This window comes from Acinetobacter sp. YH01007 (genome assembly GCF_013420425.1).
In the GTDB taxonomy this organism is placed as follows: Bacteria; Pseudomonadota; Gammaproteobacteria; order Pseudomonadales; family Moraxellaceae; genus Acinetobacter; species Acinetobacter towneri.
Genome location: NZ_VOYC01000019.1, coordinates 14803 through 35058, shown reverse-complemented (window position 1 = coordinate 35058; position 20256 = coordinate 14803). Strand labels below are relative to the sequence as shown.

The following is a 20256-nucleotide window of genomic DNA, read 5'->3' as shown; positions in this document are numbered from 1 at the left end:
CAAAAATCACTCAATACATTGACTTTTTATACCAAGCGACCTAAACGCAGCAAAACTGGAAACTGAATTTCCAAGCCCTGAGCAGGTTGCTGCTGCAACAATTGTTGTAATTCAAGCAAGGGCGTATCAGTATGTTGCTTTAAATAATGCTGCAGTCCCGACCAAGTGTTTAAATAATTCAGCAATTGTGCTGCCGACCAACGATATTTCAGGCAAAGTTCGGGTGTCACGATTTCTTGAAATGGGAAAGGAATCGTGCGATATAAGTCATCAATATAACGACGTTCAGCATCCCAACAACCTTTTAAGGTCTGAAATTACAAGCGTTGAATTGCGGTATTCACCTCAGGATCTACAGCTTGAATCAGACCGTAGCCCACCGCAGCAAATATTCCACTCGGTTTTAGCACCCGATGCACTTCGGCATAAAAGGCATCAAAATTGAACCAGTGAATCGCTTGTGCAACGGTAATTAAATCCACACTCGCATCTGCCAATCCGCTGTCTTGCGCCAAGCAGATACGATAACTCACATTTGCCCACTGCGGTGCCAAATCCAACTGTGCTTGACTTAAATCTGTGGCTAAAATCTGCTGAAAATGTGGTACCAATAACTGGGTAAACTGCCCCGAACCGGCACCACAATCCCAGGCAAAAGTTCGTTCAGGTACATGCTTTAAAATTTCCTGGACAATTTCTGCAGAATAAGCCGGACGGGCCTGTTTATAGCGCAAGCTGTCATCAGAAAACAGATCTTTCATTTAACGATGCTCATAATATTTATAAATTTAATCAATGACCTGATCAATTCTAAAACTGGTCTGGGCAATGAGCACCCGCTGATCATTCAATTGATAATATTTAACATCGTATGGAGCCAATTTCCAGCTCTGGGCAGGATTAAAACTGACCCGGTGGTTCCCGACTGGCTGAGCATATAACGGAGTAATGATCTCTGAAGAACATGACTAGCTCACAGGCTGAAAACAGCCCCAATTTTCAACTGCGCAGGCATTTGCCACTTTCTCGCGGCGGCAAATATAGGCTTCGCTGGCAAAGCTAAGGATTTTTTCAAAAGAAAAATGATTACTTTTTCGGTGTCGGTAGCTCAGGTACAGAAAAATTATTTATAGAATGTTCAATCGTACCAATGCTGACATTTTTCAGGTCGAGCTGTATATGCATATCACGATCGATGGGCTGCATACTGTTGCTATTGCTACGATCAATATGCTGCATACTGTTGCTACGGTTTATACCAAAGGGTTGCAACATAATATACAAGCCTTGTGTAGGATCACTCGACTGTAAACCCTGAGCAATACTCAATACATACTGTTGTAGAAAGGGCGATAACGAATTTAGGTCGGGTTGTGCTTGTAAGGGCTGAATTTCCAGATTGGCAACCACATGGCTGTCGATCATAAAGTTTTGTGCTTCACGTGAATTACGAATAACTTGATGCTGTAAAGCACGGAGATTTTTTTCATCATTCTGATACGGCACAATCCCGGTTTCTGTACGTAACTCTGGCTCGGCCAGTACGTGCAGGGTGGGTAAGGTCACCGCGTCATCCGCGTGGACCATCATGCTCCATGGACAGCCCAATATCAGCAGCAAAGGATATATTTTTATAAATTTCATAAACTTGTCTCGCAACGTAATTTCAGGACAATGCAGTTTTACACCATGCAAGAAAAAAATTTTTCACTGCAACCGTATACGTTTTATAGCCTACCTGAAAATCAATTTTGGCTCACCTTGACTCGGATAAACGGTCTTTTTCACTTTCTTAAATCTATTATGGGTATGCAATTTTTCTTGGAATTTTAATGCGCTTTGCATGTAATTATAATTCTCTATGACCAACCTAGAGGCGAAAAAAAAACCTCAAACAGTGTTTGAGGCTTTTTGAATATGGTGGCGAGACCCAGGATCGAACTGGGGACACACGGATTTTCAATCCGTTGCTCTACCGACTGAGCTATCACGCCAATGCCGTGTATTAAGCCGTATCTCGGCTGAATAGTCAATAAAAATCATCACTTTTTTATTTGATCGCATAAATTTTATGCAAAAAAAATCCCTGATGGGATCAGGGATTGAAAACGTTTAACCGTTTTGAATATGGTGGCGAGACCCAGGATCGAACTGGGGACACACGGATTTTCAATCCGTTGCTCTACCGACTGAGCTATCACGCCAATGACGCGTATTAAACAGTTTCAGCTGTAAATCGTCAATAGTCTTTTTCGCTTTTCAGTGCAAATGTTTACTTTTACAGCAACCTCATTCTATTTCTGCTGAAATATCACCCAAAAATTTAAAAATGAGTTCTTTTCCAATTAAATTTTGACAAACTTCCGATACGCGAATGTGGGGCACGGATGCCCCACGTTACCCATCACGACAAGGATGTCGTGTATGGGTAACAAAAGACTTTTGCCTACTTTGGGTCTTGCCAAAGTAGGAAGATGCCTACGCAAAGCTATTTAAACCTTAGCTAAAAATTGTGGCTGTGCAAGCACAAAAAACAATATAGGATTTAGATAAACTTCTTTCACAAATCCGATTAAAACCATACTTCAATCCCCCATCATCCTCTTACGGAAGATATTCCTCATCCCTGAGCCATATATGGCGCAAGAGAAGGGATTTTCGATACTAATTTAATTTTGACCTATACGGATAAACTGAAAAGACAGACACAACGTCAGCTTTTTAAAAACTCACAACTTACCCAAATGCGCCAAACAACGATGAATCGCACCACAACCCGGCTGAAAGTGCTGCACACCTTTGGCTTCTTCCATACGGCACACCTCACTCACCAAACGATCTGCCACACCTCGACCACGGTTTGCAGGATGCACCACAATATATTCAAGCGTACGATGATCATCTTGCCCTGTGCACCAAATCGCACCAATCACTTTAGTATTAAATTCTGCCGTGTAAAGTAGGGTATACTGAGCCAAGTTCTGCTCAAGTTGGCTTACCGCATCTTGCCCATCGCCAAATTCAGGGCTGGTATCATACAGTCGCTCAAGCTGGCTGCGCACTTCGGTATTTTCCAGTGAAGTATAGGCATGTACGGTAATAGGCATTGATTAACCCTCCTGAGCAATCTAATATGCTGAGACTTCGTCACAGCGAAAACATTTTACATCAATCATTTTTGACGTTTTTTGAGGAACGTGTCTATGACCCAACGTATCAGTGAAGTGGTGAGAAATACCAACGAAACTAAAATTCGAGTTCGTGTGAATCTGGACGGTACGGGTCAAGGCACACTCAACACTGGAGTTCCATTTTTAGACCATATGATTGATCAAATCAAGCGACACGGTTTGTTTGATATTGATATTCATTGTGATGGCGACTTGGAAATTGATGATCACCACACTGTAGAAGACTGTGGTATCACGCTTGGACAAGCTTTTGCTCAAGCTTTGGGCGATAAAAAAGGTTTACGACGCTACGGTCACTTTTACGCACCACTTGATGAATCTTTAAGCCGTGTGATTGTCGATTTATCGGGTCGTCCGGGTTTATTTATGGATATTCCATTTACCCGCGCACGTATTGGTACTTTTGATGTGGATTTATTCTCAGAATTCTTCCAAGGCTTTGTCAACCATGCATTAATGACACTGCACATCGACAACCTCAAAGGTAAAAACAGCCACCACCAAATTGAAAGCGTATTTAAAGCATTTGCACGTGCTTTACGCATGGCATGTGAAGTCGATCCGCGTGCTGAAAATACAGTGGCATCAACCAAAGGAACACTCTAATGACCCGAATTGCCCTTCTTGACTATGGCATGGGAAATTTACACTCTGCAGCGAAAGCTTTAGAGCATGTGGGTGCAACGGTAGATGTGACCAATGACCCAAAACTGATTGCACAAGCCGATAAAATTGTGTTTCCAGGTGTGGGTGCTATGCGTGATTGTATGCAAGGCATGCATGAAGCTGGCATTGATGACGTGGTACGCAACGCGGTCTTTAATAAACCTGTACTTGCAATTTGTGTAGGCATGCAGGCGCTGATGCAACATTCCGAAGAAAATGGCGGAGCAGATGCACTGGGCATTTTTGCAGGTACAGTCAAACGCTTTCCTGAAGTAGCAGGTTTAAAAGTGCCACACATGGGTTGGAATCAGGTACATCAACGTGACCCGAACCACCCTATGTGGAACAACATTGAACAAGATGCACGTTTTTACTTCGTGCATAGTTTTTATGTCGAACCACAAGATGAAAAAATCGTGGCTGCGACCTGTGATTACGGTTTAACGTTCTGTACGGCTCTGCATCAAGACAACTTATTTGCGACACAGTTCCATCCAGAAAAAAGTCACACTGTGGGTTTACAGTTACTAAAAAACTTTGTGGAATGGAGCATCTAACCTTCAAGATGATCCTCCCTTTAAAGCCGAGTTAATCTCGGCTTTATTTATGCGTGAATGTTTTTCACTGTTATTGCACACTGATTTGTGTTTAAAATTAAAGCGTTTTATACCTTTTTATTCAAAATAAACTGAGGGGCTGTCGATAATTGGTCTATGTTTGCGATGTGAGAGAAATATCTCACAAGATTTTTCGCAAATATATGCTGTGCGACAGAAAATTCAAAAAATCTAGGAATTACAACAATGAGTCAATATGTAGAAGATTCTGCACTCAGTGCAGCGGGGCGTTTTGGTCGATTATCATTTTTAGCGTGGAACTGTTTGCTCAGCTTGGGGCTTGCAGTACTGATTGCAATTATTGCCGTTGTTGCACCCAATTTATTGCTAGAGCTCGGCTCTGGCTCTATGGGCATCGGCATGATCTTGCTCGTGATCATTTATATCGTTGCGTTCTATTTTAGCTTTATTTTCACCATCCGCCGCTTGCATGACCGCAATCATACTGGCTGGTTATCTTTGCTGATTTTGGTGCCTTTGGTGAATATTATTATGGGTTTATATTTGGTATTTGCACCTGGCGATGATCGTCAAAATAGCTATGGTGCGGTACGTGAAACTGCAGGTTGGGAAAAAGTACTGGCTTGGATTTTTATTGTGCTGATGATTTTGGCGATTATTGGCAGCTTCTTGTCAGGTATATTCAGCAACGTCTAAGCAAAAATATTCCACTTGGTTGATATTTCGAAATAGCCCATCTATTGGGCTATTTTTTCAGGATATTCGCTGCAATCTTTGTCCTGCACAGCATTTTCAATCTTTTAAACTTTGCCAAATTCCGCAAAACGCTTTAGGCTAAAACCGCTTCTTTACCGCTTTGAATGTTATGGATCTCACTCGTCTGCGTACCCTGCCTAGCCCTGATGAAATTCGGCAATTGCCACTGTTTGAAAATATTGCGCGTCAAAATATTGTACTGATTCAAAATCTAGAGCAATGTCTAGCAATTGAAGCTGAACTGAAAACCGCAGCTGTCTTGGGTTTCGATTCTGAATCTAAACCCACGTTTAATGTAGGCGAAGTTTCTACAGGCCCGCATTTAATTCAGCTCGCAACCTTAGAAAAAGCCTATCTATTTCAGCTCAATGATGACATTTGGCAATTTTTGCAGCCAGTTTTTGCCAATCGCGATCAAATTAAAGTAGGTTTTGGGCTGAAAAATGATGCCCATTTATTTCGTAAAAAAGGTATACAACTGAATAGCGTGATTGAACTATCCAAATGTTTTGGCAGTTTTGGTTTTAAAAGTCCGCTTGGGCTTAAAAATGCCATGGCATTATTATTTCACGTTCATTTCCCTAAAAGCCGAAGTATCAGCACCTCAAACTGGGCATGCAAACAGCTCAGTGAAGCACAAATTGCCTATGCTGCCGCCGATGCCTACGCACCTGTGTTGATATTTGAAGAATTGGGGCGTTTGGGTCTATTGCCCGAGCATATCCCAAACAGTTCGCTCAAATTGCGGATTCGTCCCTCTAAAACAAAACCTACAACAGATGCTTAGATATTTAACAATACTTTGTTAAGATGCACAGATTGAATTCAATAAGTTTTTGGCAAGGAGCGAAAGCATGCTGATCATCCCTGCAATTGACCTGAAAGATGGCAAGTGTGTTCGTTTAAAACAAGGTCGTATGGAAGATGATACTGTATTTTCTGACGATCCAGTGGCAACAGCACAACACTGGGTAAATGAAGGCGCGCGTCGCTTGCATTTAGTCGATTTAAACGGCGCTTTCGCAGGTACGCCAATTCATAAACCTGTGGTTGAAGCGATTGCAAAATCACAACCGGATCTTCCAATTCAAATTGGTGGCGGTATTCGTTCACTCGAAACCATCGAACACTATTTGGATGCAGGCGTATCGTTCGTGATTATTGGTACCAAAGCCGTACAAGAGCCTACTTTTGTAGAAGAAGCCTGCAAGAAATTTGCAGGACACATCATTGTCGGCATTGACGCCATGAATGGCATGGTGGCTACTGATGGTTGGGCCAACGTCACAGACGTGAAGGCAACAGATTTAGCTAAGCGTTTTGCCGATGCAGGTGTATCTAGCATTGTTTATACCGATATTGCCCGTGATGGCATGATGCAAGGTGTGAACGTAGAACAAACCGTAAACTTGGCGCAATATTCAGGCTTACCCGTGATTGCTTCTGGCGGTGTGACCAATTTAGATGACGTACGCAACCTAAAAGGTCAGCCTGGCATTTTAGGTGCGATTACAGGTCGTGCAATTTACGAAGGCACGTTAAGCCTGCGTGAGGCACAGTTGCTTTTAGATGAGCAATCTTTGTAATTCTGCCGCGTATTTTTAAAGAGGTCTGCGGACCTCTTTTTTATTTTGATTTTATTTTACTCATTTTGAGTTTTCTTCATCTCCCACTGGTTCTATGTCTCAGCTTTCACCAATGCTTCGCAGCAAAGCCCCGCAACTGGCGCTCATTTTGATTACCTTAATTTGGGGTGCAACCTTCATTACCGTGCAATACGGTTTGAACTTCAGCAGTCCCGTACTGTTTGTAGGCTTACGTTTTGCCGCAGCCACGTTGGCCGTGGGGCTGATTTCATGGCGAAGCTTACGTGGTTTTAGCATCGATGAACTCTATGCAGGCTTTGCCATAGGCGCAGTCATTGCGCTAGGTTATGTCACTCAAACCATTGGCTTACAAAGTATCAGCAGTAGCGAATCGGCCTTTTTAACGGCGCTGTATGTCCCGCTTGTACCGCTATTGCTGTGGTTATGTTTTGGTCAACGTCCGCATGTCATGACTTGGTTGGGTGCTATTTTGGCATTTGTAGGCTTGGTCTTTTTAACAGGCAATGGCTTAGGCGCAATTCAGTTAAGTTTTGGACAAGCCATTACTTTAATCGGTTCAATTGCGATTGCCTTTGAAATTATTTTAATTAGCTATTTTGCCAATCGGGTCAATTTAAAGCGCGTTACCCTCATCCAACTGGGTTGTGCATCGTTATTGTGTTTTGCGATTGCACCATGGGTTGGAGAAACTCAATTGCCCGAATTTCAGTGGTCACTCCTTGCTGTTTTGCTCGGCTTAGGCATTGCCAGTGCCGTGATTCAATTGGTGATGAACTGGGCGCAACGACAAGTAGACCCTGCGCAAGCTGCTATTATTTATGCAGGTGAGCCTGTTTGGGCCTCATTGATTGGACGTTTGGCAGGCGAGCGCTTGGCAGTTCTGGCGTTGTTCGGTGGACTACTGGTGGTTTTAGGCGTGCTGGTCAGCGAATGGCGACCAAAATTTTTAAAACGAAACACATCATCCCAAAAAGTTGAATGAACAGCATCTAGGCAAGATCGCTCAAAACATCTTAAAAAGACGAACGAACGTGAATTTAATGATACATCGGTAAATTATCATTCACGCGAATTAAACCGCGTATAGCACGGTAAACAATCCATAACCACGAAATAGCAACCACTGCGATACAGAAAAGTGTCGCAGCCAAAGTCATACTGGCAAAGCTTTGCGCATCTGGACTAAAGAACACCAAAAAGAACGGCACAAAGGCCACAATATTCCAAAACAGATACCACCAGAAGCTGCGAATTTGCCAAGTAAAATGACTGGCAAAAATTGAACCTTGTACATCACTACGTTTTAAATAGTTGATGATTAAGGCAATCACGGCCAATATCCCCGCAGAAAAAATCGCCACGATATACAGCACATATAAAATCATGGTCAATAAGCGATGTGGGTCTTGATCTACTGAATATGAATGTTCTGCGTCTGACATAATGCACCTGATAAGCCTGTTACTGGAACAATATTCCCAATTAGATGTTAAGCTGATTCAACGGAGAAATCATCCATAAAATCAGAAAGATATTTAAGCCTATCGTACAAAAATAAATCTTACCAAAGGGTTGTTTTTGTGTTTTATGGCGTAATTTTTGTTGTGCTAACCATGCTGCAGGCCAACCCCCTAAAAAAGCCACAATATGCAAGTTATTTTCAGGAATACGACGTCCACCCTGCTGTGCAGCTTCTTTATCTTGTGCATACAGCCAATAACTCAGCGCATTCATCAAACTGATGAATAATAACAACATGCCGCTGAGCAATCCCAACAGCGTCAGCAAAGCTAAAGCAACAATATAAGCCACACACAATATTTGCATCGGCTGCATTTTTTGCGTGCTGTCGGATGTTTTCGCACTCACAGCAGCTGCCTTGGCTGCTTTGGTCTGCGAAGCTTTTAAATACACCGCTTGCTGCGCTCGGTAACGTCCGCGCTCATCCACAGTTACGGTATATTCCAAGGCACAGCCCACAATTGGACGTGGCCCTTGTCGGGCGAAGTCCTTAATGTGTAAAAACACGCGATCTTTTTGGTGGTCATTCGGCTGAATAAACCCATAACCCTGCTCATCAAACCATTCGACTAAACGCCCTTGATCACGCATGTTCTATATCCCTCAAGCTGTCACAAACTTTAAGCGTTCAATCAGCATATTCCGCATTTCATCTGGATTTTTCTGCAAAATATCTGCGCCTGTCCGCCCTTCTGCCGCATTTTTAGCAGCCACCTGCAAACGCATTAACCAAAAACGTCCTGCCGCCATTGCCAAATACAGTTCCAAACAGGCTTTTTCGTCTTGGGTTAAAGGACGCACCGTTTCGTAGGCATTTAAAAATGCAATCGCCTTGCTTTCATTTAAGCTCAGCTCAGGAAAATCGGTACAAAAATCATTCAGCGTAATCGCAATATCAAACAGCAATTCATCTTGATTTAATTCATAAAAATCTAAAATGCCTTGCAACTGATCATCTGCAAACAAGGTATTGTCACGGAATAAATCCGAGTGAATAAAACCTTTGGGACGCTGCGGATAGACTGCGGTTAAAGCTTCATACAAGCCCAAAAGTTTGGACAGTAAGGCTTGATCGGCCACATGCATGCTTGGTTTTAATTGGCGTGCGGCCCCTGCCCAATAAGCATGATCACGTACATGATCGCGCTGCAAAGGAAAATTTTGTAACGCCACATGCATTTTGGCTTGTGCAATCGCAATCGCTTCCACTTGCGCCACTGTTGCCAGTGTCGGATGCTGCCCAATTAAACGCGGTGCAATTTGTGCAGGTTTTTCTTTTAATTGGTGAATGGCTTGTCCCGAATAGGATAAAGGCACTGCCACAGGCAAACCCGCTTGCCCCAAATGCTGCAATACAGGAATTAATTCACCTGCCGCTTGCTGATCTAATTCTTCAAAAATGGTCAGCACGTACTCGTTTTGATTGTCGCAGCGCAAAAAATAATTGGTATTTTGAATCCCCCCTTGAATGGGAATCAGCTCGACCACCTCCAATCCATAAGGCGCTGCAAAGACCTGAACTTCCTTTAAAGTCAAAGGAGTATAAACCGACATAGAAAACCTGCGAAAAACCTGAGCTAAGTTTGATAGAATACCCGCTCCATCTGCCAAGGTGTAGCGCTTGTGTGGGTGAGTTTCATAATCGGCTGTAATAATTGGAAAAATTTATGCTAGCGAAACGTATTATTCCTTGCCTAGACGTAGATAATGGTCGCGTGGTCAAGGGCGTGCAATTCCTTGATATTCGTGATGCGGGCGACCCTGTAGAAGTGGCGCGTCGTTATAATGAACAAGGTGCCGATGAAATCACCTTTTTAGACATTACTGCTACCCATCATGGTCGTGATACCACTTACCGTACTGTAGAGCGTATGGCTGAAACCGTGTTCGTCCCTCTAACCGTAGGTGGTGGCGTGCGCAAGGTTGAAGACATTCGCCTATTATTGAACGCAGGTGCAGATAAAGTCAGCATTAACTCTGCAGCCGTGTTTAACCCAGAATTTGTGCAAGAAGCCTCACAACGTTTTGGCGCACAATGTATTGTGGTTGCTATTGATGCGAAAAAAACGGGTGATAACAAATGGGAAATTTTCACCCACGGTGGTCGTAAACCCACTGGTATTGACGCAATTGAATGGGCTGTGAAAATGGCGGACTACGGCGCAGGTGAGTTGTTGGTCACCTCAATGGATGCCGATGGCACCAAAGCAGGCTATGACTTGGCGCTCATGCGTGCCATCAATGACCGTGTAATGGTACCTACCATTGCTTCTGGCGGTGTGGGTAATTTACAACACTTGGCCGATGGGATTCTAAAAGGCGGTGCCGATGCGGTACTGGCAGCCTCAATTTTCCACTTTGGTCAGCATACCATTCCTGAAGCCAAACAATATTTGGCAGCACAAGGCATTGAAATGCGTTTGTAAAATCATAGTGCAAACGAACTGTGAAAAGTGCAATCTGAGGATTGCACTTTTTTTAGCTTAAAATTGAAGTAAAGGTAAAATTTAGGCAGAAAAAAAGGAGTCCGAAGACTCCTATCAACTCAAAAAACCACAGCGCTGAGGTTCTTTTATCTTTTTAAATAGACTTATAAAAAAATAATCAACAAAATCAATTTATCATCACACAATATTCAACCGAAACATCCGTGGATATTTCACTGCACACAATATACGCAGAGCTTTAGCTGAAATATTGACCAAAAACACCAAAAACATTGACCATTTGCGACAAGACTTGCCCAAGCTGTCAGTACAAACCTTCATTTGCTGCAATACAGTTAAGATAACTGCTCTGCCACAGCTAATTTTTTCTCGACCCATTTGGCAGGAAAATATGCAGCAGACAAATGGTTTAAACCCTGTGCAATCACCCGAGGTAAGGCAATGCCTAACGGATTTTGCTCCTGTAAGGCAGGTGCTGAAATGACTCGCGTTCCTAAAATATAATCAAACCACGGTTTGGTCACGCACCAGTTCGCATCCTGATTGCTGTTCATGTGATGGTCATAATGCCACGGAATTTTCTTAACTGCCCACTCTGGCTCTAAATGCGCACGACGGTGAATATAATAATTCGCAGCACTATATAGCGCAGCCAAACTCATACCCTTAGAAATTGGATAGAACACGCCACTGGCCACCGTTGCCACGACAGCCAAAGACACAATTTCATTTTTGGTACGCCAGTTGCGAATCCCTTCGACATAGCCATGATCGTGAAAACTGGTTTTACGCACTTCACGATGATGTTCCCAGTGTGATTTCATGCTTTCGGGCACAGGGCTATAACGGCGCTGCCCTGCTCGATGCGTTCCGTGCAAAATATATTTATGTGCCACCCATTCAAAGCCATTGGCAACCACCAAACCTGCTAGAAATCCTTTCCACATCGCTATTTCTCCTTAAACACAGGACATCTTGACTCTGATGTTCACTATAGGCATGTGAGATTGACTAGATCTTGACCAAAAAAATCAATATCATTGACAAATGACGACAAAAATAAACCGATAACACATGCAACAATTCAAAGAGTATACGGGCTCGATCTATGGTGGCTTAGGGCATTTATTGATGTGCTATTACCAAGCAAAAAAGCTGCCCATTCCAGAAAAATTACATCAGATTCAAAATCTGGAACGTTTTGATTATGCCCTCTGGCGTGACTTGCTCAGCACTTTGGAGCAACAATTACCACAACCTGCTTTGGGTTTGGAAATTGCCAAATACGTGCAGCCCAAACATTTAGGCATCATTGCATATTTAGCCTTGTCCTGTGATCATCTGGGCGAAGCATTACAGCGTTACCACGATTTTCATCGCTTGATTTACGATGGTGGCCCATTGCAGGTCGAAGCACAAAACGATTACTTATCCATTCGTTGGTCAGAATTATCCGTGCACATGACCACACAATTAACCGATGAAATTGCCATTGCCTTGATGATGGAATTTTTGAAGCACTTTATGCAGTTTGAAGATATTTGCCTGCACGAAGTACATTTTCATCATCCTGCACCCAAAAATATTGCACTGTATGAGCAGTATTTTCATTGTAAAGTGCGCTTTTCTCAGCCAATTACCCAAGTGTTGTTGCCTGTTTCCGAACTGGCAAAACCTTTTCATCAGGGCGATCAGACCTTACAGCATTTATTGTTGCAACAGGCACAAGCCTTATTGGAAAAGCTACCGAATAGCACCCAAACCGATCAGCGTTTACAGCAAGCCATTTTGACGGGGCTGCAAAAAAATATGTATCAAATTGAACATATTGCTCAGCAATTACATATTTCTGTACGTCAGTTGCAACGTCATTTGCAACAGCAAGGCACGACCTACCAAAAACGCATGCAGGAAGTACGCTGTTTATTGGCAGAACAATATTTACAAGACCCACATTTAAGTCTGCAAGAAATTGCGCTATTGCTGGGTTATTCAGAACAAAGTGCCTTTCAGCGTGCGTTTAAACAATGGACGCAGCACACACCACAACAATGGCGGATGCAACGTGCTTCATGATTGCTTCTTTTTACTTTAATTTATGTTAAATTCATCACAATATCGATCTAAAATGCGATAAATTTAATTGAAGTTTGATTAATTAACTCAAAAAATAAGCACTGGAGAATCAAATTGAATAAGTATTTCGCAGAACTGGCTGGCACATTCTAGCTGGTATTTGGTGGTTGTGGTGGTGCGGTATTGGCTGCAGCTTTTCCTGAATTGGGTATTGGTTTTGTGGGGGTATCCCTCGCGTTCGGTCTGACCGTATTAACCGCGGCCTATGCACTTGGGCACATTTCAGGTGGTCAATTTAACCCTGCAGTCAGTATTGGTTTGTGGGCAGGTGGACGTTTTGAAGCCAAAGAACTCGCACCGTATATTATTTCACAAATTATTGGTGCGACTCTGGCCGCACTGGTGTTGTATCTGATTGTACAGGGTCAGGCAGGTTTTGCAGGCACAGGCGGTTTCGCGACCAACGGTTATGGTGATTTATCTCCAGGAAAATATGCCCTCAGTTCAGTATTATTGATTGAAGTGGTACTCACTGCTGGCTTTTTGATGGTGATTATGGGTGCAACCGCCAAACGTGCACCTGCAGGTTTTGCTCCAATTGCAATTGGTTTGGCACTGACCTTAATCCATCTGATCAGTATTCCTGTAACCAATACTTCCGTGAACCCTGCACGTAGTACAGGTGTGGCGTTCTTTGCTGAAACTGCAGCACTCAGCCAGCTTTTGGCTTTCTGGGTTGCACCGATTGTAGGTGCGGTGATTGGTGCGGTGCTGTATCGCGCTATGGCAAAAGCTGAAGACTGATCTTCAAAACTTTAAATCCACAGCTTTTCAAGATGTCTGGGATTTATCTAAAAACACACAAAACAACAAAGCCCGTTCAAGCGTTTGAGCGGGCTTTTTAATGGCTTAGATGAGCAGATTAAAGTAGATTTAATATCTTGAGATGGCATCCATTATAAAAATGGATTTTCAATTTCACCCGCTTCGGGACGATCTAACTTTTCAGGCAGATTCGGAGTCTGCTCCAAAGTTGCAACAACTTCATTCAAAAAAGCCTGTAGTGCTTTGGCTGCCTGTAAACCCGCCTGATCTTTGCTGATTTGCAGATTGCCATACACATTGATGCAATCTAAATCATTTTCTAAGGTTAAGTCATGAATCGCATGTGATTCAGTCCCATTTTGAAACGGTTTAAACATTGAATTCACCTTAGCATGAAGGATGCAATATCCATCATCTTAACCCAGTTTAAGATTTCAACAACTGTAAAATATATTGCAATAAAGCTTCAATCAATTGCTTCACAATTACATCTTGGGTATCTGCATCAATGCTAGCACCCGATGCAGGACTACTGCCTGAGCGTTTAAATTCGGTTTGCAAGGCTTGTAATTGCTCAGCAGATACATCTTCTGCGCACTGGCTTTCTGCATCCCAATGTGAGTAGGCAATCGGTGTATTGGCTTTTACAGCATTTGCAGTCAAAGGCAATTTATAGGTATTGCGCTTTTGTTCTTCACTTAATTGTGGGAATAAATTAATGCCCAACTGTTCTTCTAAATAGCAGACACTCACCACTTGCACCTGTAACGAGTCGTTATTGGGCGCGTAATAAGCCCCTATCGCGCCTGTTTTGGGCATATACACAGCTTTATACACCGCAGTCGGCACAATAACGCCCTGCCCAATGGTTTTTAGACGCTTGGCATTAAAACTTGGCCCCGTAATCACATACACATCTTGCTTTTGCTTAGTCACCACCGCTCGGGTGGCTTCTTCAAGTTCACGCCAGACCTGCTGATTATTTTTAGGGGCTTGCGGCACCATATTTGCCAAAGAAAAACTGTCAAACTGGGCTGCCAAGTTGGTCATGTCGGCATTCGGTGCCATGTGTCCACGGTCATAACCCGAACCACGATAATCCAGCAAAGTCGCACGATGCTCGGCTTTGACGCGCGGTTCTTCGTGAAAGTTATCTTCACGTGGAATCCGCTGACTCAAACGCGCTGGTGTTAAGGCTTCTGCCACCCATAACGGGGTTTTGGATACCCCTGAATACATCACATTAAAGTCATTAAAACACAGCGGATAGCTGTCTTTTTGCAGGCTATTTTTCAGTAAATAGGGCGGCGTTTCTCGATAGAACTGGGTTAGGCAAGCACTATTTCCTGAACTCGGCACCAGTGAAGTCCACTGGCTAATTTTTTCTTGACCAAAAGCAATCACAAAACTCCCTGTTGCCACTACACCGAGTAGCACTTTCAAGCTGTTTTGATTGAAAATTTGAGTCCAAATGTTGTTGGAATTGCGCCGTTTTCTTGCCATAACCGTTACTGTGACTTCGCTCTAAATCCGCAGAGTTTGCCCGAGCTTAACAATCCACTCACAGCTTGTATATGAAGCACCTCTTGTTCGTCTAACAATTAAACAAAACCCGCGCCATAACACCACAAAAGCCATACACAGCCTGAGTTTTAAGCACTTTTGACATCAGTCTAGATCAAGTTTGGTAGATTTGATTGCATCCGTTTTAGCGAATCTGCCAAGCTAAATACACCTTAAAAACATCGCTCAGCGACACCCAAGCGCATTGCGCTGCTCTAGCTGGATGTCATTGACGATTTAAATTGGTTTTAACTTTATTTTTGCGATTTTTGATGGAGAAATACATGCGTTTTCATCTTTTTGCTTGTGCTTTGGTTGGTAGCAGTATCAGCATTTCTGCCTTTGCCGAACCACCCATTCAAGCAGGTGATACTTTAGAAAGTTTATCTAAAGTCAAAATAAGCACCACGATTAATGGGCAAGCAGGCTCACTACAAGAATTAATCGCCAATGGTCAGATACGCATTGTACCGAGTACAGATACAAACTTAACAAGTCCAGCAGAAAATATAGCGCAACAGCCTGCAAACCAAATTTCAGCCGAACAAGCCAATCTGGCTCAAGACAATGTACCGATGACGATGCCTGTCGGGACTGAATCCGAACTGCAACACGCAGCGCAGGCAGAGCAAGTGAGCGAACAACACATACAAGCCACCTCTGCGCCATTATTGTCATCTTCAGCCGATTTACCTGTAAATGCTGGCGATGATGTGGATGTCACCGCAGAAGCGCTAAATGCTGCACCACAAAACCCTGCTGCATCTGAACAAGCAGCAGTCAATCTGCCCACGACTGAACGGCTTGAAACCACAGCACCTGCGGCACAGGGCGCAGATGTAAACGATATAGATTTAAGCCATCTACAACCAAGTGATACGGAACAATAAGATCTGTTTAAGACCAATCTTGAGCTAAAAATAAAAAACCAGCACTTTATAATGCTGGTTTTTTTAAGATCTATTGAGTGGTTTTTAAATTTCGATTTGACTACCCAATTCCACCACACGGTTGGTTGGAATTTGATAGAAATCACTCACAGGACTGGTATTGCGCTGCATTGAAATAAACAGTTTTTCACGCCACGGTGACATGCCATCGCCCACCGTATGCACAATTCGATCACGCGAAATAAAGAAGCTCATTTGCATCATATCGAATTCAAACTCAAGCTGTTCATAGGCTTGTTTCAAGGCATTTGGAATATTTGGCTGATCTTTAAAACCGTAATACATGGCAATCCGATAAAAACGATCATCCAGTTTTTCGACTTGAATCCGATCTTGCTGCGCCACAAATGGAATATCACGCGTGATGACCGTTACCATGATATTGCGTTCATGTAAGACCTTGTTGTGCTTAATATTATGCAACATGGCATGTGGCACAATGTTAGGCGTACCTGTCAAGAAAATCGCATCGCCAGGGACAAATTTGGTTTCATTGCCCATACTAATACTGTGAATGAATAGGTCTATCGGCAAGGCATCTTTTTCCAAACGATTGAAAACCAATGCACGACCATCTTTCCACGTCATTAAAATGGTATACATGATGGCGCCAATTAAAATTGGCACCCATCCCCCTGACACAATTTTGAGCGAGGTCGAAGCCACAAAAATTAAATCTAGGGTTAAAAATGGCACTGCAAAAAGGGCAACTTTCCACATCGGCCAACGCCAAAAACCATAGGCCAGCACTGAAATTAAAATCGTGCCACACAGCATGGTCATGGTCACTGCCACGCCATAAGCACTGGCAAGTCTGGCACTATTTTCAAATAATAAAATTAAGATAAGCACCGAAATAAATAAGGCCCAGTTAATGAATGGCAAATAGATTTGACCACGTTCAACATCGGACGTGTGACGTACAGTCAGGCGTGGTAAATAACGCAATTGAATGGCCTGATTGACCATTGAAAATACCCCTGTGATCACCGCTTGAGAAGCGATCACCGCTGCAGCTGTGGCTAAACCAATCATCGGGTATAAGCCCCATTCAGGCACCAACATATAGAACGGATTTTCAATCGCTGCAGGGTTACGTAGCAATAATGCCCCTTGTCCTGCGTAATTCAATAACAAGCAAGGTAAGACAATCAAAAACCACGCGAGGCGAATAGGCATCCGCCCAAAATGCCCCATATCGGCATAGAGTGCTTCGCCACCCGTCATGGTTAAAATCACCGCACCCATGGTGAGAAATGCAACAAAGGGTTGCTCTACTACAAAGTTAAACGCCCAGTGTGGACTGACCATGGCCAATACAAATGGGGTTTGGATGATACTGAGCAGCCCTGCACCGCCAATGGCTAAAAACCACAGCAAAGTCAGTGGGCCAAAAAATTTGCCCATAGTGCCTGTACCATGACGCTGCACAATGAACAGTCCTGCCAAAATACCAATGGAGAGCGGTACGAGCCATTGATTAAAGATAGGCGTGGCAATACTTAGTCCTTCAATGGCAGACAATACTGAAATGGCGGGGGTGATAATGCCATCGCCAAAGAACAGGGATGCACCAATAAAGCCAAGTGCGATCAGGAAGATTTTTTTGTCTTCGGCAATACGGGTGGTGCGCAGGTTCAATGCCAATAATGACATGATCCCGCCTTCGCCATTGTTATCGGCACGCATAATAATGGTGACGTATTTGAAGCTGATGGTGAGCATCATGCACCAGAAAATTAGGGATAAAATTCCCAATACACTGGCTTGGGTAATTGCAAGATGCGCCGTTAAAAAAGTTTGTCTGAAGGCATACAGAGGACTGGTTCCGATATCCCCAAATACAACTCCGAGTGCAGCCAAGGTAATGACGGGTAAGGCTGCTTTTTTTGCAGTACTTTGCATAGGTGTCTTCGATTTAGACGGTATTTTTGAGAATCATAGCACTACGCTGAAAGTTTTTCTCTAAATCAAATTTTTCAACTTGGCTTTGTACTATTTTTTGGTTATTATCCACCGCCTATGGTGAAGTGTCCGAGTGGCTGAAGGAGCACGCCTGGAAAGTGTGTATACGTTAATAGCGTATCGAGGGTTCGAATCCCTCTTTCACCGCCAAACATTATTCTCATGAAGTCTCATGTGATCTTAAAAAGCTTAAATCTAAAGGGTTTAAGCTTTTTTTATGTCTAATGCAATCTACTTTATCTATTGCAAGCTTGATCTTGTTGGGGGTATAACTAGGGGTATAATAAATTACCCCCAAAATTATACCCCCAATTCTGTGGAATCATTGCAATGCTTACAGATGCTCAAGTCAGAAAAATAAAACCATCGGAAAAGAAAGCCAAATAATTACCTATGATCGAAATCTAGCACATATCACGGCTGGCGGGCTTGGTTATCGTGAATTCTAAAAGTTGAACCCATATAGGGGAAAGCCCCCTACTCACTTAGGTATGATTTATTCAAATCACCATTCATCTATTACTATTAAAACATATTCGTCCTTCTATGTATTTCTTATTAGTGGCGGGTTTTCCCGCTGCGGACAACTTCACACTATTGGATTTATGGGTACAGATACAATCAAAGCCTAAGAATCTGAAAGAAGCATATCGCCTGCATTAGACTGATAGCTATTCAGCTCATGTTGATTTTTACCCATTTTATCGACATGACAACCTGAATATGTTTATGTCATCGACATGACAACTCTCTCATGTCGATTTTTGTCAGTTTTATCGACATGAAAGCCTGAATATGTTTATGCCATACAGCTAAAGGAATAAGACAATATTCCTTTTAGGTTTTAAGCACATCAACAACCTGAACGCTAAATGTCACATCCTAAAGCGAATTAGCTTTTTAAAAAGGTCATAATCAGCCAACCACCCACCCAATAAAAAAACCGCTGCTCAATCTTCCAGATCAACACAGCGGTTTTAAACTCATCTTTTACAGATCAGTCACATCTTACATTTTCTTTTCTTCAATATTTAACGCATTGATTGCCAATACCGCCTGAGTACGATTTTGCACACCCAATTTACGGAAAATTGCGGTCACATGCGCTTTAATCGTCGCTTCAGAAACATCTAATTCATAGGCAATTTGCTTATTCAACAAACCTTCTGCCACCATCATCAATACACGGAATTGCTGTGGTGTTAAAGACTGAATACGTTCAGCCAAAGCTGTTTCATCTGCAGCGCGAGGGTCAAAGTTAACATTCGCAGCCAAGTTTGGCGGCAACCAAATCTCACCTTCTAAAACTTGACGAATTGCTTCACCAATATGGCTCGGATGTGCCGATTTTGGGATATAACCCATCGCCCCATGCGCAATTGAACGTTGAATAATCGATGCTTCTTCGTGAGCGGACACCACAATAATTGGGATAGATGGATATTGCGCACGCACATGCACCAATGCAGAAAAGCCCGATGCCCCTGGTAAATTCAAGTCCAATAAAACAAGATCAGGCTCAGGTCCATTTTCCAAACGTTCGTACAATTCATTAACTGCAGCAGTTTCATGAATTTGAGCTTGCGGTAAGCTATAACGAACCGCCTGAATTAAGGCATGGCGAAACAGCGGATGATCATCAACGATTAATATATTCATAACAGACGTGAGAGATCTTTGGCACAGTTGTTATATTCTAACCACACAAAGACAATTAAGGATATGCAAGACATGACTTTTTTGCATTTATTGTGCAATTAATCACAGAAAAGCGTTTATTTTTTATGTTTTCAGCGCTCAGTCAAAAAGGTTGATCATTTTGTGGATTTTTTAATCAGTTTTATTTTACAACCAAAACGCTCAAAACAAGATGTAATATGAAATAGAAAATATCCCAAGATAAGGGTTTATATCCGTACCGATTCAGACAAACTCAGCAACAAAGCAGGACAAGCGTTTGATATACCCCGGGCATGGTCGCAACAGTCGATATTAAAACGGGTGAAAAAACGGTGTTGGATTATCTGATCAAACCATTCAACAAAGCCAAAGAAGCCTTACGTGAGCGCTAAACAGAAATTCTCTTATACCTGAATTTAATGAATTATCTC

Annotated in this window: 20 protein-coding genes, 3 tRNA genes and 2 pseudogenes; 12 read left to right on the top strand and 13 right to left on the bottom strand. The window is 42.8% G+C overall.

Annotation, left to right across the window (positions count from 1 at the left end; translation table 11 throughout):
- Window positions 1-26: 26 nt before the first annotated feature.
- The 5 genes and pseudogenes from FTT74_RS10815 to FTT74_RS10795 all read right to left on the bottom strand — a co-directional run bounded on the left by FTT74_RS10815 (window position 27) and on the right by FTT74_RS10795 (window position 3107).
- Window positions 27-761: pseudogene (locus tag FTT74_RS10815) on the bottom strand (class I SAM-dependent methyltransferase).
- Between the two features lie 325 nt (window positions 762-1086).
- On the bottom strand, window positions 1087-1587 hold the full coding sequence (locus FTT74_RS10810) for a hypothetical protein (protein ID WP_225530211.1): 501 nt from the start codon (window positions 1585-1587) through the stop codon (window positions 1087-1089).
- Between the two features lie 331 nt (window positions 1588-1918).
- Window positions 1919-1994: transfer RNA gene (locus FTT74_RS10805), tRNA-Phe, on the bottom strand.
- A 134-nt stretch (window positions 1995-2128) separates the two neighbouring features.
- Window positions 2129-2204 (bottom strand) — tRNA-Phe (locus tag FTT74_RS10800).
- 525 nt (window positions 2205-2729) lie between these two features.
- Entirely contained in the window at window positions 2730-3107 is a 378-nt protein-coding gene (locus tag FTT74_RS10795; RefSeq protein ID WP_096902643.1) for a GNAT family N-acetyltransferase, read from the bottom strand.
- 96 nt (window positions 3108-3203) lie between these two features.
- Here FTT74_RS10795 and hisB point away from each other — a divergent pair, with 96 nt between their 5' ends.
- From hisB to FTT74_RS10765, 6 genes are all read left to right on the top strand, one after another.
- Window positions 3204-3797, top strand: coding sequence for an imidazoleglycerol-phosphate dehydratase HisB (gene hisB, locus FTT74_RS10790; protein WP_096902642.1), 594 nt, complete (start codon window positions 3204-3206; stop codon window positions 3795-3797).
- Entirely contained in the window at window positions 3797-4414 is a 618-nt protein-coding gene (gene hisH, locus FTT74_RS10785; RefSeq protein ID WP_179989020.1) for an imidazole glycerol phosphate synthase subunit HisH, read from the top strand. The genes hisB and hisH overlap by 1 nt, the downstream gene beginning before the upstream one ends.
- 246 nt (window positions 4415-4660) lie before the next feature.
- Window positions 4661-5131: a DUF805 domain-containing protein gene (locus FTT74_RS10780; protein ID WP_004974398.1), complete on the top strand. Its 471-nt coding sequence runs from the start codon at window positions 4661-4663 to the stop codon at window positions 5129-5131.
- Window positions 5132-5300: 169 nt separating this feature from the next.
- Complete coding sequence (locus FTT74_RS10775) at window positions 5301-5978, top strand: hypothetical protein (protein ID WP_004974396.1); 678 nt, start codon at window positions 5301-5303, stop codon at window positions 5976-5978.
- Between the two features lie 67 nt (window positions 5979-6045).
- Window positions 6046-6777 (top strand): 1-(5-phosphoribosyl)-5-[(5-phosphoribosylamino)methylideneamino]imidazole-4-carboxamide isomerase, encoded by a 732-nt coding sequence (hisA, locus tag FTT74_RS10770; RefSeq protein WP_004974395.1) that lies wholly within the window; start codon window positions 6046-6048, stop codon window positions 6775-6777.
- 94 nt (window positions 6778-6871) lie between these two features.
- A complete protein-coding gene (locus FTT74_RS10765; RefSeq protein WP_179989019.1) occupies window positions 6872-7780 on the top strand; it encodes a DMT family transporter in 909 nt (302 codons plus the stop codon).
- A gap of 55 nt (window positions 7781-7835) precedes the next feature.
- Here the strand turns inward: FTT74_RS10765 and FTT74_RS10760 are convergent, their stop codons facing one another.
- The 3 genes from FTT74_RS10760 to FTT74_RS10750 are packed head-to-tail and all read right to left on the bottom strand — an operon-like array spanning window position 7836 to window position 9873.
- Window positions 7836-8240 carry a hypothetical protein gene (locus tag FTT74_RS10760; RefSeq protein ID WP_179989018.1) on the bottom strand — a complete coding sequence of 135 codons (405 nt, stop codon included), beginning with the start codon at window positions 8238-8240 and terminating at the stop codon, window positions 7836-7838.
- Window positions 8241-8280: 40 nt separating this feature from the next.
- On the bottom strand, window positions 8281-8910 hold the full coding sequence (locus FTT74_RS10755; RefSeq protein ID WP_179989017.1) for a DUF1294 domain-containing protein: 630 nt from the start codon (window positions 8908-8910) through the stop codon (window positions 8281-8283).
- Between the two features lie 12 nt (window positions 8911-8922).
- Entirely contained in the window at window positions 8923-9873 is a 951-nt protein-coding gene (locus FTT74_RS10750) for a homoserine kinase (RefSeq protein WP_131260655.1), read from the bottom strand.
- Between the two features lie 113 nt (window positions 9874-9986).
- Here FTT74_RS10750 and hisF point away from each other — a divergent pair, with 113 nt between their 5' ends.
- Window positions 9987-10745, top strand: a complete 759-nt coding sequence (hisF, locus tag FTT74_RS10745) for an imidazole glycerol phosphate synthase subunit HisF (protein ID WP_154320232.1) — start codon at window positions 9987-9989, stop codon at window positions 10743-10745.
- 356 nt (window positions 10746-11101) lie between these two features.
- On the opposite strand, the gene FTT74_RS10740 is transcribed toward hisF, so the two are convergent.
- On the bottom strand, window positions 11102-11713 hold the full coding sequence (locus FTT74_RS10740; protein ID WP_179989016.1) for a hypothetical protein: 612 nt from the start codon (window positions 11711-11713) through the stop codon (window positions 11102-11104).
- 127 nt (window positions 11714-11840) lie between these two features.
- Here FTT74_RS10740 and FTT74_RS10735 point away from each other — a divergent pair, with 127 nt between their 5' ends.
- Both FTT74_RS10735 and aqpZ read left to right on the top strand, forming a co-directional pair.
- Entirely contained in the window at window positions 11841-12842 is a 1002-nt protein-coding gene (locus FTT74_RS10735; protein ID WP_179989015.1) for an AraC family transcriptional regulator, read from the top strand.
- A 153-nt stretch (window positions 12843-12995) separates the two neighbouring features.
- Window positions 12996-13646, top strand: a complete 651-nt coding sequence (gene aqpZ, locus FTT74_RS10730) for an aquaporin Z (protein WP_179989034.1) — start codon at window positions 12996-12998, stop codon at window positions 13644-13646.
- A gap of 152 nt (window positions 13647-13798) precedes the next feature.
- Here the strand turns inward: aqpZ and FTT74_RS10725 are convergent, their stop codons facing one another.
- Window positions 13799-14044, bottom strand: a complete 246-nt coding sequence (locus FTT74_RS10725; RefSeq protein WP_004974374.1) for a hypothetical protein — start codon at window positions 14042-14044, stop codon at window positions 13799-13801.
- A 49-nt stretch (window positions 14045-14093) separates the two neighbouring features.
- Entirely contained in the window at window positions 14094-15170 is a 1077-nt protein-coding gene (locus tag FTT74_RS10720) for a DNA/RNA non-specific endonuclease (RefSeq protein WP_178318876.1), read from the bottom strand.
- 344 nt (window positions 15171-15514) lie between these two features.
- Here FTT74_RS10720 and FTT74_RS10715 point away from each other — a divergent pair, with 344 nt between their 5' ends.
- A complete protein-coding gene (locus tag FTT74_RS10715; protein WP_004974369.1) occupies window positions 15515-16120 on the top strand; it encodes a hypothetical protein in 606 nt (201 codons plus the stop codon).
- Window positions 16121-16204: 84 nt separating this feature from the next.
- Here the strand turns inward: FTT74_RS10715 and FTT74_RS10710 are convergent, their stop codons facing one another.
- The gene (locus tag FTT74_RS10710) at window positions 16205-18085 is read right to left on the bottom strand and encodes a potassium transporter Kup (RefSeq protein ID WP_004974367.1); all 1881 of its coding nucleotides are present in this window, start codon (window positions 18083-18085) and stop codon (window positions 16205-16207) included.
- A gap of 119 nt (window positions 18086-18204) precedes the next feature.
- Here FTT74_RS10710 and FTT74_RS10705 point away from each other — a divergent pair.
- A tRNA-Ser gene (locus tag FTT74_RS10705) sits at window positions 18205-18295 on the top strand.
- Window positions 18296-19153: 858 nt separating this feature from the next.
- Here FTT74_RS10705 and FTT74_RS10700 read toward each other — a convergent pair.
- Window positions 19154-19804 carry a response regulator transcription factor gene (locus tag FTT74_RS10700; protein WP_004974358.1) on the bottom strand — a complete coding sequence of 217 codons (651 nt, stop codon included), beginning with the start codon at window positions 19802-19804 and terminating at the stop codon, window positions 19154-19156.
- 243 nt (window positions 19805-20047) lie between these two features.
- Here FTT74_RS10700 and FTT74_RS10695 point away from each other — a divergent pair.
- Window positions 20048-20217, top strand: a pseudogene (locus FTT74_RS10695) (secretion protein HlyD); the annotation flags it as partial.
- Window positions 20218-20256 lie beyond the last annotated feature (39 nt).